This window comes from Pseudomonas sp. DC1.2, assembly GCF_034351645.1.
Lineage (GTDB): Bacteria > Pseudomonadota > Gammaproteobacteria > Pseudomonadales > Pseudomonadaceae > Aquipseudomonas.
In genome coordinates this window covers 1,287,814-1,304,386 of sequence record NZ_CP133782.1, presented here as the reverse complement: position 1 = coordinate 1,304,386, position 16,573 = coordinate 1,287,814, and the positions used below count along the sequence as shown (strand labels likewise).

15 protein-coding genes and 2 pseudogenes are annotated in these 16,573 nt (G+C 58.4%); 11 read left to right on the top strand and 6 right to left on the bottom strand.

The annotated features are described in order from the left end of the window. Positions 1 to 215: 215 nt before the first annotated feature. From mprF to RHM68_RS05770, 4 genes and pseudogenes are all read left to right on the top strand, one after another. Positions 216 to 2,858: a bifunctional lysylphosphatidylglycerol flippase/synthetase MprF gene (gene mprF, locus RHM68_RS05780; RefSeq protein WP_322220958.1), complete on the top strand. Its 2,643-nt coding sequence runs from the start codon at positions 216 to 218 to the stop codon at positions 2,856 to 2,858. Continuing rightward, positions 2,858 to 4,168, top strand: a complete 1,311-nt coding sequence (locus tag RHM68_RS05775) for a virulence factor family protein (protein ID WP_322220957.1) — start codon at positions 2,858 to 2,860, stop codon at positions 4,166 to 4,168. The genes mprF and RHM68_RS05775 overlap by 1 nt, the downstream gene beginning before the upstream one ends. A 55-nt stretch (positions 4,169 to 4,223) precedes the next feature. After that, positions 4,224 to 4,362 (top strand): annotated as a pseudogene (locus tag RHM68_RS26640) (type I restriction endonuclease subunit R); the annotation flags it as partial. Positions 4,363 to 4,753: 391 nt separating this feature from the next. Then, positions 4,754 to 5,080, top strand: a pseudogene (locus tag RHM68_RS05770) (DUF3077 domain-containing protein). A gap of 60 nt (positions 5,081 to 5,140) precedes the next feature. Here RHM68_RS05770 and RHM68_RS05765 read toward each other — a convergent pair. Continuing rightward, on the bottom strand, positions 5,141 to 7,042 hold the full coding sequence (locus RHM68_RS05765; protein ID WP_322220956.1) for a potassium transporter Kup: 1,902 nt from the start codon (positions 7,040 to 7,042) through the stop codon (positions 5,141 to 5,143). Between the two features lie 290 nt (positions 7,043 to 7,332). Here RHM68_RS05765 and rimO point away from each other — a divergent pair, with 290 nt between their 5' ends. From rimO to tsaA, 5 genes are all read left to right on the top strand, one after another. Further along, positions 7,333 to 8,670, top strand: coding sequence for a 30S ribosomal protein S12 methylthiotransferase RimO (gene rimO / locus RHM68_RS05760; RefSeq protein WP_322220955.1), 1,338 nt, complete (start codon positions 7,333 to 7,335; stop codon positions 8,668 to 8,670). Positions 8,671 to 8,792: 122 nt separating this feature from the next. Next, entirely contained in the window at positions 8,793 to 9,266 is a 474-nt protein-coding gene (locus RHM68_RS05755; protein WP_322220954.1) for a GNAT family N-acetyltransferase, read from the top strand. A 112-nt stretch (positions 9,267 to 9,378) separates the two neighbouring features. Next, entirely contained in the window at positions 9,379 to 10,089 is a 711-nt protein-coding gene (locus tag RHM68_RS05750) for an rRNA pseudouridine synthase (RefSeq protein ID WP_322220953.1), read from the top strand. 75 nt (positions 10,090 to 10,164) lie between these two features. Further along, positions 10,165 to 10,635, top strand: coding sequence for a DUF1456 family protein (locus RHM68_RS05745; RefSeq protein WP_322220952.1), 471 nt, complete (start codon positions 10,165 to 10,167; stop codon positions 10,633 to 10,635). A gap of 125 nt (positions 10,636 to 10,760) precedes the next feature. After that, on the top strand, positions 10,761 to 11,459 hold the full coding sequence (tsaA, locus tag RHM68_RS05740; protein WP_322220951.1) for a tRNA (N6-threonylcarbamoyladenosine(37)-N6)-methyltransferase TrmO: 699 nt from the start codon (positions 10,761 to 10,763) through the stop codon (positions 11,457 to 11,459). 109 nt (positions 11,460 to 11,568) lie between these two features. Here the strand turns inward: tsaA and fpr are convergent, their stop codons facing one another. Beyond that, positions 11,569 to 12,348 carry a ferredoxin-NADP reductase gene (gene fpr, locus RHM68_RS05735; protein WP_322220950.1) on the bottom strand — a complete coding sequence of 260 codons (780 nt, stop codon included), beginning with the start codon at positions 12,346 to 12,348 and terminating at the stop codon, positions 11,569 to 11,571. Between the two features lie 149 nt (positions 12,349 to 12,497). On the opposite strand from fpr, the gene RHM68_RS05730 reads away from it, so the two are divergent. Next, entirely contained in the window at positions 12,498 to 13,424 is a 927-nt protein-coding gene (locus tag RHM68_RS05730; protein ID WP_322220949.1) for a LysR family transcriptional regulator, read from the top strand. Here RHM68_RS05730 and RHM68_RS05725 read toward each other — a convergent pair. The 3 genes from RHM68_RS05725 to RHM68_RS05715 all read right to left on the bottom strand — a co-directional run bounded on the left by RHM68_RS05725 (position 13,421) and on the right by RHM68_RS05715 (position 15,497). Beyond that, complete coding sequence (locus RHM68_RS05725) at positions 13,421 to 13,783, bottom strand: diacylglycerol kinase (RefSeq protein WP_322220948.1); 363 nt, start codon at positions 13,781 to 13,783, stop codon at positions 13,421 to 13,423. The two genes, RHM68_RS05730 and RHM68_RS05725, sit on opposite strands and share 4 nt — an antisense overlap. Before the next feature lie 78 nt (positions 13,784 to 13,861). Then, positions 13,862 to 14,512 (bottom strand): response regulator transcription factor ErdR, encoded by a 651-nt coding sequence (gene erdR / locus RHM68_RS05720; RefSeq protein ID WP_322220947.1) that lies wholly within the window; start codon positions 14,510 to 14,512, stop codon positions 13,862 to 13,864. 226 nt (positions 14,513 to 14,738) lie between these two features. Continuing rightward, positions 14,739 to 15,497, bottom strand: coding sequence for a tRNA-uridine aminocarboxypropyltransferase (locus tag RHM68_RS05715; protein ID WP_322220946.1), 759 nt, complete (start codon positions 15,495 to 15,497; stop codon positions 14,739 to 14,741). A gap of 188 nt (positions 15,498 to 15,685) precedes the next feature. Here RHM68_RS05715 and RHM68_RS05710 point away from each other — a divergent pair, with 188 nt between their 5' ends. Continuing rightward, positions 15,686 to 16,111, top strand: coding sequence for a PA3611 family quorum-sensing-regulated virulence factor (locus RHM68_RS05710; protein ID WP_322220945.1), 426 nt, complete (start codon positions 15,686 to 15,688; stop codon positions 16,109 to 16,111). On the opposite strand, the gene RHM68_RS05705 is transcribed toward RHM68_RS05710, so the two are convergent. Next, positions 16,112 to 16,306 carry a hypothetical protein gene (locus tag RHM68_RS05705; RefSeq protein WP_322220944.1) on the bottom strand — a complete coding sequence of 65 codons (195 nt, stop codon included), beginning with the start codon at positions 16,304 to 16,306 and terminating at the stop codon, positions 16,112 to 16,114. It lies immediately after the preceding gene. Positions 16,307 to 16,573: the final 267 nt, after the last annotated feature.

Genomic DNA, 16,573 nt, shown 5'->3' with positions numbered 1-16,573 from the left:
GCAACAATGATCTGTCACTGTTATGTGAACCCTTGAGGATCACCGGGGCTCTGAAATCAAACTATGCCCAATCACAAGCAGACCCTCTACAATCGATGACGTGCCATCGCTCACAACAAGTGATAGGCGTTAATATTCGTGATTATTTTTTCTACAGGGATTGGTAACTTGGCTCGATACCTCCATCCTGTCGCGCACAATCCAAGAGGTGATTGATGCGCGCCAACTCGTCTGACTCACAAGACAACGTCACAGCGACACAACCGATCAAGGCTGAGCGCTTGCGCTTGCTGGATCTGGTCAGCAAATACCGTCAGCCCATCGGCCTGGCGGTTACTTTGCTGTTGTTCGCTATTGCGCTGATCGCTTGTCGCCACCTGTTGAGCGAACTCGATCTGTATGCGCTTCACGACTCCATCCTGGAAGTTCCGAAACCGGCCTTGCTCGGGGCGTTGGGCGCCACCGTGATTGGCTTCATTATTCTGCTGGGTTACGAATGGTCCGCCAGCCGCTATGCCGGCGTGACGCTGGCACCGCGAACACTGGCCCTCGGTGGATTTACCGCCTTCGCGATTGGCAATGCCATCGGCCTATCGATGCTCTCGGGCGGCTCAGTTCGCTACCGTTTATATGCGCGTCATGGCTTGGGGGCCTCAGACGTCGCCCACATGACACTGTTCGCCAGCCTATCGCTCGGCTGCGCCCTGCCGCCGCTGGCCGCCCTGGCGACGCTCAGCAACCTGCCCGCAGCTTCGGCAGCCCTGGGTCTTTCCGAGACGTTGCTGGGCGCAGTCGCCACGGGCGTGCTGTTGCTCATGACGGTATTGGCCATCGGCATCTATCGCCGTCGCCTGCCAGAGCAACCTTACCCGGACAACCTACTGGTCAAGGCCGGACGCCGCACCCTGCGCCTGCCAGGCCGCCGCCTGACTTTTCTGCAACTGGTCATCACAGCGCTCGACGTAGCGGCCGCCGCGACCGTGCTCTATCTGTTGCTGCCGGAAGCGCCGCCATTTGGCGCGTTCATGCTGGTATACCTGCTGGCCCTGGCTGCTGGTGTGCTCAGTCATGTACCCGGCGGTGTCGGCGTATTCGAAGCGATTCTGCTGGCGGCCTTCGCCGATAAACTCGGCGCGGCGCCCCTGGCCGCGGCACTGTTACTGTATCGCCTGATCTATGTGGTGCTGCCGCTGCTGGTAGCCTGCGTGCTTCTGCTGATCAACGAAGGCCAGCGCCTGTTCCAGTCACGCCAGTCGCTGCGAGCGGCCTCCGGCCTGGCCGCGCCGATTCTGGCGGTGCTGGTGTTCCTGTCCGGCGTGGTCCTGTTGTTCTCCGGTGCGACCCCGGAAATCGACACCCGCCTGGAACACATAGGCTTCCTGATTCCACACCGATTGGTCGACGCCTCCCACTTCGGTGCCAGCCTGGTCGGCGTACTGTGCCTGCTGCTGGCTCAAGGCCTGCGCCGCCGATTGTCAGCGGCCTGGATGCTGACCACCATTCTGTTGCTGGTGGGCGCGGTGCTCTCCCTTCTCAAAGGTTTCGATTGGGAAGAAGCCTGCATGATGACCCTGACCGCGAGCCTGCTTGGGGTTTTCCGTCGCTCGTTCTATCGCCCCAGCCGCCTCACCGAAGTGCCCTTCTCGCCGCTGTACCTGGTTGCCAGCCTGTGCGTACTCGGTGCTTCGATCTGGCTTTTGCTGTTTGCCTATCAAGACGTTCCATACAGCCATCAGCTCTGGTGGCAATTCACCCTCGACGCCGACGCGCCACGCGGCCTGCGCTCGCTGTTAGGCGCCGCAGTGCTGCTGGTGGTGGTGTCGTTGACCTGGCTGTTGCGCACTGCACGCCCGATCATTCACCTGCCAACGCCCGATGAATTGGAGCGCGCGGTAAAAATCCTCATGGCTTCGTCGCAACCGGACGGAGGCCTCGCGCTGACCGGTGACAAGGCGCTGCTGTTCCACCCCAACGACGAGGCGTTTTTGATGTACGCCCGCCGTGGCCGCAGCCTGGTGGCGCTGTACGACCCCATCGGGCCGACTCAGCAGCGCGCGGAGATGATCTGGCAGTTCCGCGACCTGTGTGACATTCACCACGCCCGGCCTGTGTTTTATCAAGTGCGCGCCGAGAACCTGCCGTACTACATGGACATCGGCCTGACCGCTATCAAGCTCGGCGAAGAAGCCCGGGTCGATCTGCATCGCTTTGATCTCGAAGCCAAAGGCAAAGAGATGAAGGACCTTCGCTACACGTGGAACCGTGGCACGCGTGACGGTCTGTCGCTGGAGATCCATGAGCCGGGGCATGCACCGATGGACGAGCTCAAGGTGATCTCCGACGCCTGGCTGACCGGCAAAAATGTCCGCGAGAAAGGCTTCTCGCTTGGCCGCTTCAGCGATGACTACCTCAAGCATTTCCGCGTCGCGGTCATTCGTTTCGAGGGGCGCCCGGTTGCTTTTGCTAATTTGCTCGAAACCTACGGCCATGATTTGGCCAGTCTCGACCTGATGCGCGCGCACCCGGACGCGCCCAAGCTGACCATGGAGTACATGATGGTCGGCCTGATTCAACATTATAAAAATCATGGATACGCGCGTTTCAGCCTGGGCATGGTGCCGTTGTCAGGGCTGCAACCGCGCCGCGGCGCACCACTAACCCAGCGTCTGGGCTCGATGGTCTTCCGCCGTGGCGAACAGCTGTACAACTTCCAAGGCTTGCGCCGCTTTAAAGACAAGTTCCAGCCTGACTGGGAACCCCGTTATATGGCCGTGCCCGCCGGACTCGATCCCCTGGTAGCCCTGGCCGATACTGCTGCCCTGATTGCGGGCGGCTTGACTGGATTGGTGAAACGCTGATGATTCAACGCTCCCTGCGGTATGTACTGGCCACTCTGGTAGTGCTGGCCCTGATCCTCGGTGGCGGTTACTGGTACTTGAAACGTCCGGCACCCGCTCCGACCCTCGAATTGCTGACGCCCGCAGACGGCGCCGCCATGACCCGAGTGATTCCCGGCACCAAGCCGCGAGCGCAGGTGGTGATTGCGGTCACCGACGAGCAAAAACTCAGCGACCAGCAACTCATAACGCTGAGCCGCAGCGGCTCTGCCCAGATCGTGCAAGTCATACTGCCCGTTGAGTGCCTGCTGCAACGACGCGCCTTGCAATCAGCCCTCAGAGAACTCCAGGCACCCGCGACCCTGGTCAGCGGCATTGGCCCAGGCGCCGTACTGGCTTGGCGCTGGCTGGCAGAACAGAAGGACGACAAGGCACAGGCTGTTTCTGTGAACCTGGCCCTGGAAAAATCCAGCTGCACCCTACTGCTTCCCAAAAAAGCCGCCCACGGCCACTGGCTGGTTGCCTGGAACGACAACCCGGACGACACCAGCGCAGGCTTCGTGCGCGACCAACCCAACGCCGAGACCAGCATCAGCGACTACGACATTAATCTGCCGCAAGTGCTGAACAACGAACTGCGCAAAATCCTCGTCGGCACCGACAAGGGCAATGGCGGCCTGCAAATTCCCGTCGTTGAAGTCCCGGCCGGCCAAGCCAAAGACACCGTCACCCTGTTCCTCTCCGGCGATGGCGGCTGGCGCGACCTGGATCGCGATGTGGCAGGCGAGATGGCGAAAATCGGCTACCCAGTCGTCGGTATCGACACCCTGCGCTACTACTGGCAGCACAAGAGCCCCGAGCAAAGTGCGCTGGACCTGGCCGAACTGATGCAACACTACCGTCAGAAGTGGGGCACCAAGCGCTTCGTTCTGACCGGTTACTCGTTCGGTGCCGATGTGCTGCCGGCGATCTACAACCGCCTGGCCGAATCGGAACAGCAAAGGGTCGACGCGATCATCCTGCTAGCCTTCGCGCGCACTGGCAGCTTCGAGATCGAAGTCGAAGGCTGGCTCGGCAACGCTGGCAAAGAAGCCGCCACCGGCCCGGAAATGGCAAAACTACCACCGGAAAAAGTGGTGTGCATCTACGGTCAGGAAGAAGTCGACGAGAGCGGCTGCACCGACAAGACTGCCGTGGGCGAAGCGATCAAACTGCCAGGTGGCCACCACTTCGACGAGAACTACCCGGCCCTGGCCAAGCGCCTGGTGGAGATCATCGTCAAGCGTCAAGTCAAGGACGCGCCAGCACAAGAGACTGCCGCACCAGAGTGATCTGAGCCACCGCTCAACAAAAAGCCTCCGCAGCCAACTGGTTGCGGGGGCTTTTTCACAATACCGTTGCGTGCTCGATTATTTTGATGCGTGCAAAATCGGCCTGACCGCTACACCAGCCAAACACACCCGCGAGATTTACAACAAGCCGCTAGCCGCTGTTCACCTGCAGCTATCGCGAAGCCGTGGCGGATGCACGACAGCCTTGTTGCTGACCGATGAGTTCAGCCTGGAAGGTGTCGCAATATCAGATGAAGCCCGCCGAGTTTGTAGGCAAAATTCGAGAATTGCGTAATGGGTACGTTTGGGCACTTTGCCGCCTTGTTGGCTTTCTCTTCGACGGGATACTCTCCGGACGTCACTGACTATTCAGCGACCGGGCTTGGGAACGCGTCGAACCAAAGCGTACCAGCGCCCATCTTGACCGCAGTGGCTTTACCGCTGCGATCCTGAGTTATGGCGGCTGTGCGTGGGACGCCTTCGGGCGTGCCGGTTCCTTGGTTCCCGGTTTTCCAACCCACGTACAGCCGCCATCTATTCGATTGGAAACGAACGTGGCGACTCCTCGAACCTTGGAGAAAGACCATGACCCAAACAAATCCGTCCACACCCTCCAACCTGAAAACCATCGGCTTCACGCCGTTAATCTACTGCCCAGAACAACCCCTCTTGCACGTTAGCGCCGGCGTCCCGCTTGGCTAAGCACTGACTCATGCCTCCAACCTGTTATCCCTTGCCAAATCATTTGCCGAGGATGCCGCCTACGCAAAAGACACCGACCGCCACGCCTGGGCCGCGCATTATCTGACGGCCATGAGCAAGGCTGTGATAGATGACGTGGTGAAGGTGCTGACACCGCGACCTGCGCGAACAAAGACCGAATCCGAAGCACAGCGGCCTGAAAGCAACTAAAGGCCCAGAAACGAAAAAGCCCCCGCTACCTCAATGGCAACGGGGGGTTCTCGATGGGGCTTACATCTCTACTTGCGTACCGAGCTCAATCACCCGATTCACTGGCAGCTTGAAAAAGCGCAGGTTACCGTTGGCGTTTTTCAGCATGAAGGCGAACAAGGCTTCACGCCAGCGGGCCATGCCGTCGAGCTTGGAAGCGATAACAGTCTCGCGACTGAGGAAGTAGGTGGTGCGCATCGGACTGAAGTCCAAGTCGTCGAGGTGACACAGTTTCAGCGCCTGCGGCACGTCCGGCTCGTCGATGAAACCGAAGTGCAGAATCACCCGGAAGAAGCCCTCCCCGTAGGAATCCACCTCGAAACGCCGCTGTGTCGGAACACGCGGTATGTCTTCATACACCACCGTCAACAGCACCACCTGCTCATGCAACACCTGGTTGTGCAGCAGGTTGTGCAGCAACGCGTGAGGCACTGCGTCAGGCCGCGCGGTCAGGAATACCGCGGTGCCCTGGACCCGATGCGGTGGCTGCACGCGAATACTGCTGATGAAAACCGGCAACGGCAGCCCGCCTTCATCCAGTCGATCCACCAGCAGCTCTTTACCGCGCTTCCAGGTGGTCATGAGGATAAACAGCACAATCCCCGCCAGTACCGGGAAGGCACCGCCCTGAATGATCTTTGGCACGTTGGCGGCGAAGTACAGCCCGTCAACCAACACAAAACCAATCAAAATCGGCACCGCCAGCAGCGGTGGCCATTTCCACAGCAACAACATTACTGCCGACACCAGGATGCTGGTGATCAACATGGTCCCGGTCACCGCCACGCCGTAGGCAGAGGCCAACGCACCCGACGAGCCGAAGCCGATTACCAGCAGAATCACGCCGACCATCAACGCCCAGTTCACCGCGCCAATGTAAATCTGGCCCTGCTCGGCACTGGAGGTGTGCTGAATGTGCATGCGAGGAATGTAGCCCAGTTGAATCGCCTGACGGGTCAGGGAAAAGGCTCCCGAGATCACCGCTTGCGAGGCGATTACCGTGGCCAGGGTCGACAGACCGACCAGAGGAATCAAGGCCCAGCTCGGCGCCAGCAGGTAGAACGGGTTGCGCGCCGACTCCGGATCGCCCAGCAGCAACGCACCTTGACCGAAGTAGTTCAGCACCAGCGCCGGCAACACCAGGGCGAACCATGCACGGGCAATCGGCTTGCGGCCGAAGTGCCCCATGTCCGCGTACAACGCTTCAGCACCGGTCAATGCCAGCACGACGGCTCCGAGAATCGACACACCCATGCCCGGATGCACCATGAAGAAACGCACGCCCCACACCGGGTTCAACGCGTTGAGCACTTCGGGATGCTGCAGGATGCCATTGAGACCAAGCCCACCGAGCACCAAAAACCACAACACCATCACCGGGCCGAACAACTTGCCGATGCGATCAGTACCGTGTTTCTGGATCAGAAACAACGCCACCAACACTATCAGCGACAACGGCACCACCCAGCGCTCCAGCCCATCGAAAGCCAGCTCCAGACCTTCCACTGCCGACAGCACGGAAATCGCCGGAGTGATCATGCTATCGCCATAGAACAGCGCCGCGCCAATCAGTCCCAGGATCACCAGCACCGTGCGCAACCTCGGATACGGTGCAGCGGCACGCCGGGCCAGCGCTGTCAGCGCCATGATCCCGCCTTCACCCTGGTTGTCCGCGCGCAGGATAAACAGCACGTACTTGATCGAAACGACCCAGACCAATGACCAAAAGATCAGCGCCAGAATCCCGAAAATCCCGTCATGGTTGACCGGCACCCCATAGCTTCCAGAGAACACCTCTTTGAGGGTGTACAGCGGGCTGGTGCCGATATCGCCATAAACCACCCCGACCGCAGCGACCAGCATGCCCAAAGGTTTTGCCGACGAATGCTCGCTACCCGCAGCCTGATTACTTGCCTGACCCATCCACCACTCCTACTACTCAGACCCGGACCGCTTTGAAGGAAGCGCTATGCTTTGCCGTGCAGCATGCGCTGTTTTACATAACGTTACAGGCGTTTTGTTACCCGTAAAAATTCAGTAAAGCGTAACGGCGCGAAGCATAGCGCAGCACTCGTCGTATTTCCCTGCATAAAGCTGGTCAAGTGAACGACGCGCCGCTAGAATTGCGCACTTTTTGATCAGAGGCACAGCAAGTGCCCGTAAGTCGCCTTGCCGTACCCGGCTGGAGGCGTCACAAAACACCGAGGTTAGACATGTCCACCACTCCTACGCCAGCCAATCCAAAGGTTGGCTTCGTATCCCTGGGTTGCCCAAAAGCATTGGTCGACTCCGAGCGCATCCTTACCCAGCTGCGTATGGAAGGCTATGACGTTGTGTCCACCTATCAGGACGCCGACGTCGTGGTGGTCAACACCTGTGGCTTCATCGACTCGGCCAAGGCTGAATCCCTGGAAGTGATCGGCGAAGCCATCAAGGAAAACGGCAAGGTCATCGTGACAGGCTGCATGGGCGTCGAAGAAGGCAATATTCGCAAGATTCACCCAAGCGTGCTGGCCGTGACCGGTCCGCAGCAGTACGAGCAAGTAGTCAATGCCGTACACGACGCCGTGCCGCCGCGTAAGGATCACAACCCGCTGATCGACCTGGTGCCGCCACAAGGGATCAAGCTAACCCCGCGCCACTACGCCTACCTGAAGATTTCCGAAGGCTGCAACCACAGTTGCAGCTTCTGCATCATCCCGTCGATGCGCGGCAAACTGGTCAGCCGTCCGGTCGGCGATGTACTTGACGAGGCACAGCGCCTGGTCAAGGCCGGTGTCAAAGAGCTGCTGGTGATCTCTCAGGACACCAGCGCCTACGGCGTCGACATCAAGTACCGCATGGGTTTCTGGAACGGCGCTCCGGTCAAAACACGCATGACCGAACTGTGCGAAGCCTTGAGCACCCTCGGCGTGTGGGTGCGCCTGCACTACGTTTACCCGTACCCGCACGTCGACGAACTGATCCCGCTGATGGCCGCCGGCAAGATCCTGCCGTACCTGGACATCCCGTTCCAGCACGCCAGCCCGAAAATCTTGAAAGCCATGAAACGCCCGGCCTTCGAAGACAAGACCCTGGCGCGAATCAAAAACTGGCGCGAAATCTGTCCAGACCTGATCATCCGTTCGACCTTCATCGTCGGCTTCCCCGGCGAAACCGAAGAAGACTTCCAGTACCTGCTGAACTGGCTGACCGAAGCGCAGCTTGATCGCGTCGGCTGCTTCCAATACTCGCCAGTCGAAGGCGCACCGGCCAACCTGCTGGATGCCGCCATCGTGCCGGACGACGTCAAGCAAGACCGCTGGGACCGTTTCATGGCACACCAGCAAGCGATCAGCTCGGCGCGCCTGCAACTGCGCGTCGGCCGTGAAATCGAAGTCCTGGTCGATGAAGTCGACGAGCAAGGCGCGGTCGGTCGCTGCTTCTTCGATGCCCCGGAAATCGACGGCAACGTGTTTATCGACAACGGCAGTAACTTGAAGCCAGGCGACAAAGTCTGGTGCAAAGTGACTGACGCCGATGAGTACGACCTGTGGGCTGAACAGATCTAAACGCAGAACATACAAAAAGCCCTGCTCTCTTGACGAGATGCGGGGCTTTTTTAGGTCTATCGTTTTATGAGGAAAGGATGCCCACGTCCACATCAGCCAATACAGAGAAGGAGCAGGCGGGGATGCGCCATCACTCAGCGATTCACACACCCAAACACAGCGACTACGAGGAACTCACACGCGTCTGGGAGGCGTCGGTACGTGCCACTCATGACTTTCTGCCTGACAGCTACATCGAACTGTTGAAAAATCTGGTACTGACCCGCTACCTCGATGCGGTCATGCTGATCTGCACCAAAGATCAGCGCCAGCGCATCACCGGGTTTGCCGGCGTCGCCGCGGGCAAGATCGAAATGCTGTTCGTCGACCCGGACTATCGTGGCCAGGGCCTGGGCAAACAGCTTCTGCGCTACGCCCTGGAGCACTTGAACGCCGATGAGTTAGACGTCAACGAGCAGAACCCGCAAGCCCTGGGGTTTTACTTCAAACAAGGCTTCGAGGTGATCGGTCGCTGTGAGCACGACGGCATGGGCCAGCCATATCCGTTGTTGCACATGCGCTTGCGCCAAAATCAGCAACATTCGCGGCACGGCTGACGCAACCCGTATAAGCCAGCGCTCACATTAAAAACACATGAGGCAAATAGGGCCGGGATTAACCGGCGCCAGGCAGGTACAATGCACACCCCCTTTTTGTTACGGCCCTGTCATGACTGACCCGATTCGTCTCTCCAAACGCCTCATCGAACTCGTCGGCTGTTCCCGTCGGGAGGCTGAGCTGTTCATCGAGGGCGGCTGGGTCACCGTGGACGGCGAAGTCATTGACGAGCCGCAGTTCAAGGTCGAAGCCCAGAAAGTCGAGCTTGACCCTGAAGCCAAGGCCACTGCGCCAGAGCCGGTGACTATTCTGCTGAACGTCCCGGTGGGGATGGATGCGGACACCGCCATGGCGACCCTCAGCGCCGAGACTCTGAGCGAAGAGCACCGCTTCAGCAAACGAGCGCTAAAAGGCCACTTCCTGCGCCTGACCGCCAGCACTGACTTGCAGGCCAACGCCAGCGGCCTGCTGGTGTTCACTCAGGATTGGAAGATTTTGCGCAAGCTCACCGCCGACGCCAGCAAAATCGAGCAGGAGTATGTGGTCGAGGTTGAAGGTGAGATGGTGGCTCACGGCCTAAACCGGCTAAACCACGGCCTGACTTACAAGGGCAAGGAGCTGCCGCCGGTCAAGGCCAGCTGGCAAAACGAAAACCGTCTGCGCTTTGCGATGAAGAACCCACAACCGGGCGTGATCGCCCTGTTCTGCCAGGCCGTCGGCCTGAAGGTCGTCGCCATCCGTCGCATCCGTATCGGCGGCGTGTCCATTGGCAAAGTGCCGTTGGGGCAATGGCGCTACCTGTCCGGCAAAGAAAAGTTCTAAGACTTTTCACGCCGCCTTACATTTCGGAGCCGCTGTATAAGCGGCCCCCACTGCTGAATATCAGGATTGCACACCATGATTCATAACGACGTACTGCGCAGCGTGCGCTACATGCTCGACATCAGCGACAAGAAAGTCATCGAGATCATCAAGCTCGGCGGCATGGACGTGACCTTGGAAGACCTGGTGACGTACCTCGATAAAAAAGAGGAAGACGAGGAAGGCTTCGTTCGTTGCCCTGACGAGGTGATCGCGCATTTCCTCGATGGCCTGGTGATCTTCAAACGTGGCAAGGATGAAAGCCGTCCGCCGCAGCCTATCGAAACGCCGGTGACCAACAACATCATCCTCAAAAAATTGCGCGTCGCCTTCGAACTGAAAGAAGACGACATGCACGCCATCCTCAAAGCGTCCGAGTTCCCGGTGTCCAAGCCTGAACTGAGCGCGCTGTTCCGCAAATTCGGTCACACCAACTATCGGACCTGCGGCGACCAGTTGCTGCGCAACTTCCTCAAGGGGCTGACCCTGCGCGTTCGCCCGCAGTAAGCTCACGCGCCTGGGCTTGAGCGGCGGAGATGCGGCTCAAAGCCTTCGCGAGCAGACTCGCGAAGGCGCACTGACGCCGGCCCCTCGGGTTATGATGCCCACCCCTGCCTGCCATGACCTCCACCATGACCTACCGTGTCTCCCCCATCGGCTTCGTGCGCTCCTGCTTCAAGGAGAAATTCGCGATCCCGCGCCAACCTCAATTAGCCCCGGCCGCTCGTGGCGTTTTGGAGTTGGTGGCGCCGTTTGATCAGGGTGATGCGGTGCAGGGGCTGGAGCACGTCAGCCACGTCTGGCTGTTGTTCCTGTTCCATCAAGCGCTGGAAGAAAAGCCACGGCTCAAAGTCCGCCCTCCTCGTCTGGGCGGTAACAAATCCATGGGCGTGTTTGCCACACGGGCGACGCATCGGCCCAACGGGATCGGCCAGTCAGTGGTCAAGCTGGACAGAGTCGAAGCCAGTCGACTGTGGATTTCCGGCATCGACTTGCTGGACGGCACGCCGATTCTCGACATCAAACCTTACGTGCCTTACGCCGACATCATCGCTAACGCCTCCAATAGCATCGCCAGTGCCGCACCAGCGTTGATTCCTGTGCAGTGGACGGAGGGTGCGCTGCAACAGGCTCACGAGCATGCTCAGCGCCTTGATGAACCTTTAGTGGCGCTGATCGAGCAATGCCTGGCACAAGACCCACGGCCGGCCTATCAAAATCCTACGCCCGAACGAGAATACGGAGCGCAATTCTGGGACCTGGATGTGCGCTGGCATTATCCCGAAGCCGGGATTATCCGTGTTCTGGAAGTCATTCCAGCCAACACCTGACTGTCAGAAACGAAAAAGCCCGCACTGCCTTCTCGGGCAACGCGGGCTTAGCACCCCACGCTGTGCGTGGAAATGCATCCAGTGACGCTTTGCGTCATCCGATAACGTCTTACTTCTCGACGAACGCACGCTCGATCAAGTAATCACCCGGCTCACGCATCCGCGGTGACACCTTCAGGCCGAAGCTGTTCAACACTTCACTGGTCTCGTCGAGCATGCTCGGGCTGCCGCACAGCATGGCGCGGTCGTCCTGCGGGTTGATCGGTGGCAGACCGATGTCGGTGAACAGCTTGCCGCTGCGCATCAAGTCGGTCAGACGACCTTCGTTCTCGAACGGCTCGCGGGTCACGGTCGGGTAATAGATCAATTTGTCACGTAGGGCCTCGCCGAAGAACTCGTTCTGCGGCAAATGCTCAGTGATGAACTCGCGGTAAGCGACTTCATTGACGTAACGCACGCCGTGGCACAGGATCACTTTTTCGAAACGCTCGTAGGTTTCCGGGTCCTGGATGACGCTCATGAACGGCGCCAGTCCCGTCCCGGTGCTGAGCAGATACAAATGTTTGCCCGGCTTCAAGTCATCCAGCACCAGCGTACCGGTAGGCTTTTTGCTGATGATGATCTCGTCGCCTTCCTTCAGATGCTGCAACTGAGAAGTAAGCGGACCATCTGGCACCTTGATGCTGAAAAACTCCAGATGCTCTTCCCAGTTTGGGCTGGCAATCGAGTAGGCGCGCATAAGCGGGCGGCCGTTGGGCTGTTGCAGGCCGATCATCACGAACTGACCGTTCTCGAAGCGCAAGCCCGGATCGCGGGTGCACTTGAAGCTGAACAGAGTGTCGTTCCAGTGATGAACACTGAGGACACGCTCGTGGTTCATGTTGCTCATGTACGTGGGACTCCTGGAGTTTTATCTGCGCGAGCTCTGCGCCTGCTCTGCAAGAAATGAGCAGGTGTGCGCAATTGCATCGCATTCTAATGGCAGCCACAATATCTGTTAACTGGATTATTAAGATAAGGGTTATCGGTTATATCGATATGCGATTTACTCTCCGTCAACTTCAAGTCTTCGTCGCCGTCGCTCAGCAGGAAAGCGTGTCCCGTGCTGCGGGCCTGCTCAACCTCTCGCAGTCCGCGGCAAGCACCTCGATCACCGAGCTAGAGCGCCAGTGCAGCTGTCAGCTGTTCGATCGCGCGGGCAAACGGCTGAGCCTCAACGCCCTCGGCAAACAGTTATTGCCGCAAGCAGTGGCACTGCTCGACCAAGCCAAAGAAATCGAAGACCTGCTCAACGGCAAGTCTGGTTTCGGCTCGCTGGCAGTCGGTGCAACCCTGACGATTGGCAATTACCTGGCAACCTTACTGATTGGCAGTTTCATGCAGCGTCATCCCGAGAGCCAGGTAAAGCTGCATGTGCAGAACACTGCCAATATCGTGCAGCAAGTGGCCCACTATGAAATTGATCTGGGTCTGATTGAAGGCGATTGCAACCACCCGGACATCGAAGTACAGAGCTGGGTGGAGGACGAACTCGTAGTGTTTTGTGCGCCACAGCACCCACTGGCCACACGCGGTACGGCGACCATCGAGGAGCTGAGCCACGAGGCCTGGATTCTGCGCGAGCAAGGCTCTGGCACAAGACTGACCTTCGATCAGGCCATGCGTCACCACCGCAGCGGACTGAACATTCGCCTGGAGCTGGAGCACACCGAAGCGATCAAGCGCGCAGTGGAGTCGGGGTTGGGCATTGGCTGCATTTCGCGCCTTGCGCTACGCGACGCCTTCCGCCGCGGTAGCCTGGTGCCGGTGGAAACACCGGATCTGGACTTGGCGCGACAGTTCTATTTTATCTGGCACAAACAGAAATATCAGACGTCGGCCATGCGCGAATTTCTCGACCTGTGCCGCGCTTTCACCGCAGGGGTTCAGCGCAGCGACGAAATCGTCCTGCCCGCCATCGCTTAAAGCAGAATCACCGCCCACACCAGCGCGATCATGGTCAAGGCCACGAATTGCGCGGCACTGCCCATGTCCTTGGCATTTTTGGACAACGGGTGCAGTTCAAGGGAAATACGGTCGATGGCCGCCTCCACTGCCGAATTGAGCAACTCGACGATCAAGGCCAACAAGCAGACGGCAATCAGCAGCGCTCGCTCGACACGGCTGACATTCAGCAGGAACGACAACGGGATCAGAATCACATTGAGCAATACCAATTGCCGAAAAGCGGCCTCACCGGTAAAAGCGGCGCGCAGACCGTCCAGCGAGTAACCGGAGGCGTTGAGAATGCGTTTTAGGCCGGTCTGGCCTTTGAAAGGTGACATAGGGTAGGCAACTGAACCAAAAAAAGGAGAAGAAACGCTAGAGCAGGCAAAGTCAAAAAAGCGTGAATACACAGTGCTTTAGTGGCTCGAAATTGACTCAAGTTGTTGCAACAGCAACGCGGCCTGGGTTCGGGTCCGCACATTCAGCTTACGAAAAATAGCCGTCACATGAGCCTTGATCGTCGCTTCGGAAACACTTAGTTCGTAAGCGATCTGCTTATTCAGCAACCCTTCGCAAACCATGGTCAACACCCGGAATTGCTGAGGTGTCAGGCTCGCCAGACCTTCACTTGCAGCCTTGGCTTCAGCTGAAACGCTGACCGCTTCGAACGCCTGAGGGGGCCAGAACACGTCGCCATCAAGCACTGCACGCACCGCTTTTTGAATGACACTCATGTCGCTGGACTTGGGGATGAAGCCACTGGCGCCGAACTCTCGGGACTTCACCATGATTGAGGCTTCTTCCTGGGCCGAGACCATCACCACTGGAATCTGCGGGTACTGCCCGCGCAACAGCACCAGCCCGGAAAAACCGTAGGCCCCTGGCATATTCAAGTCCAACAGAACCAGATCCCAGTCAGACTTCTCGGTCAGACGTGCTTCCAGTTCGGCAATGCTCGCCACTTCGATCAGGCGCACATCCGGGCCAAGACCCAGCGTCACCGCTTGATGAAGAGCACTACGAAAAAGAGGATGGTCATCGGCAATCAGGATTTCGTATGTGGCCATTTTTCAAATGATCCTGTTTTTTATGGCAGACCCGACGCATTCAGGCCTACCAAAACAACTCGAGGTACAGCCACGAAGCTGCACCAACAGGGCACGTTCAACGCCAATTACGTAAAAAACGGCGTTTCAAACCTTGGCTGCACCCTAATCGGCGCCAAGCATGCCCAGCGAAACCGGGGTGGTCAAGCTGCGCGGCCCCTACTGTTCTTTGCAGTATGGGCGATGTTCAGCCGATAGCCGGGGCCATATCCTGAATGAACGGCATCAGTTCGGCGTGGGCCGGCGTTGAAATATTCATGTCCAGTTGGTTTTTGGCATCGAGGTAGTGCTGGCTGAACACGTCAAAATAAGCGTCCAGCGCAGAGGCAGCGTCTGTGTCGCCCGCAAGATCAAGACACAACGCCGCCACTTCGGCGGTACACAAGTGCTCGCTGCGAGTCGATCTGCGCAAACGGTATCGCGAAAGTTTCTCGGGCTGCAGGCTCAGGATCGGTAGCCGATCAAAGTACGGGCTCTTGCGAAAGATTTTCCGCGCCTCGGTCCACGTGGCGTCCAGTAAAATGAATAGTGGGCGCCGGGTACTGTCAGCCTCGACAGTGTTGGTCACGCGTTCGGGCTCGACGTACTCACCCGGAAAGACCAGATACGGCTGCCATTGCGGATCGGCCAGCAACGCCAGCAAATGCTGATCGACTTCGGTGCGCGACCAGATGAACGCGTGGTTGTCGCATACCACATCGGCAATGAGCCAGCCGGTGTTACTCGGTTTAAACACTTCTTTATTGGTCATGATCAGGCACACGCCCGAGCGAGTCTCGACCTGCGGGCGCCAAGCGCACAAGCAATGACTCTGGATCACGCGGCATTCACGGCAACGCGGCGCCCGCCAGCCACGAGCTTGAATCGGCTTGATGCCTTCCTCTTCGCGCTCATCGCGCAAGCGGGCTACGGCATTCACGGCGAAGTGCGCAAGGGTATGACTCATCGCGGGCAACGCCGACAGGCAAGTAAAATCGACACAAAACACACTCGGCAGGCATCAAAGTGCCGCAGTTTAACAGAGCAGCCGGTGCAAGCCTGTACCGTCCGGGCCAGCTCCCCTATAATTCTCCGCCACTGAACGCACAGCCACGTGGCTGGTCGAAGCACCAGTCACTGAACCAGGAGAGTTTCATGCTGCGCCTTATCGTTCCCACCGCTGCCCTTCTACTCGCTCTGCCTTTCAGCGTTCAAGCCGCTTCTCTGAACGACTTGAATCTGAGCAAGATGCTGGAAAAGGTTGCCGCGGAGAGTAACGTCGGTCTGCCACGTGAGGTCGATGACAACATTCTCGACCAAGGCTACACAGTGGAAGGTGCGGAGCTGATTGATCACCTTAGTGTGCAATCCGGGTACGCAGAACAAATGCGCGCGAACCCCAAGGCGGTTTATCTGCAACTGGGCGCCAGCGTTTGCCGTAACCCCAACTATCGCAAGCTGATGGCCAAAGGTGCGGTCATGCGTTATGAGTTCACCGAAAACAAAACCAACCGCCCGGTCGCTTCCGCCCGTTTCCAGGAATCAGATTGCCCGGCGCAGGCAACCCCCAAGAAAAAATAGTTACAGTGAACCTGCGAGCCTCTGTTCTTCCTGGGCGCGCAGTTCTGCCAGCAACGCCTGCAAGTAAAGTGAGCGGCGCTCTGCATTTTGCAGACGTCGATAACACTCTTCCTCAATACTTAAACGGCGGGCCTCGGCTGAGGATTTCAACAATCCATACAGTTGCGCATCGATCTCCAGAATGACTTTGGCCATAACGTACTGCCTCCTTGCTGCTCAATCCCTGAACCCCTTGAAACCTGCTTGCGTCCTCTGACGCAAAGTTGTCGTGCCGCGCCTGTAATTTAGTAAATCAGAGCACACACCGGGCGAGCGGCGTTCAGACGAGCGGCGAAACCACCTTACAGATCATCAATAAGCGGTTGCCAGGAAAGACTTTGCGGCGCCATGATCAAGTCAGCACATATCACCATAACGGTATAGATTCGGAGTACTACCTTCCCGTTGTCGGGCCGCAAAGGG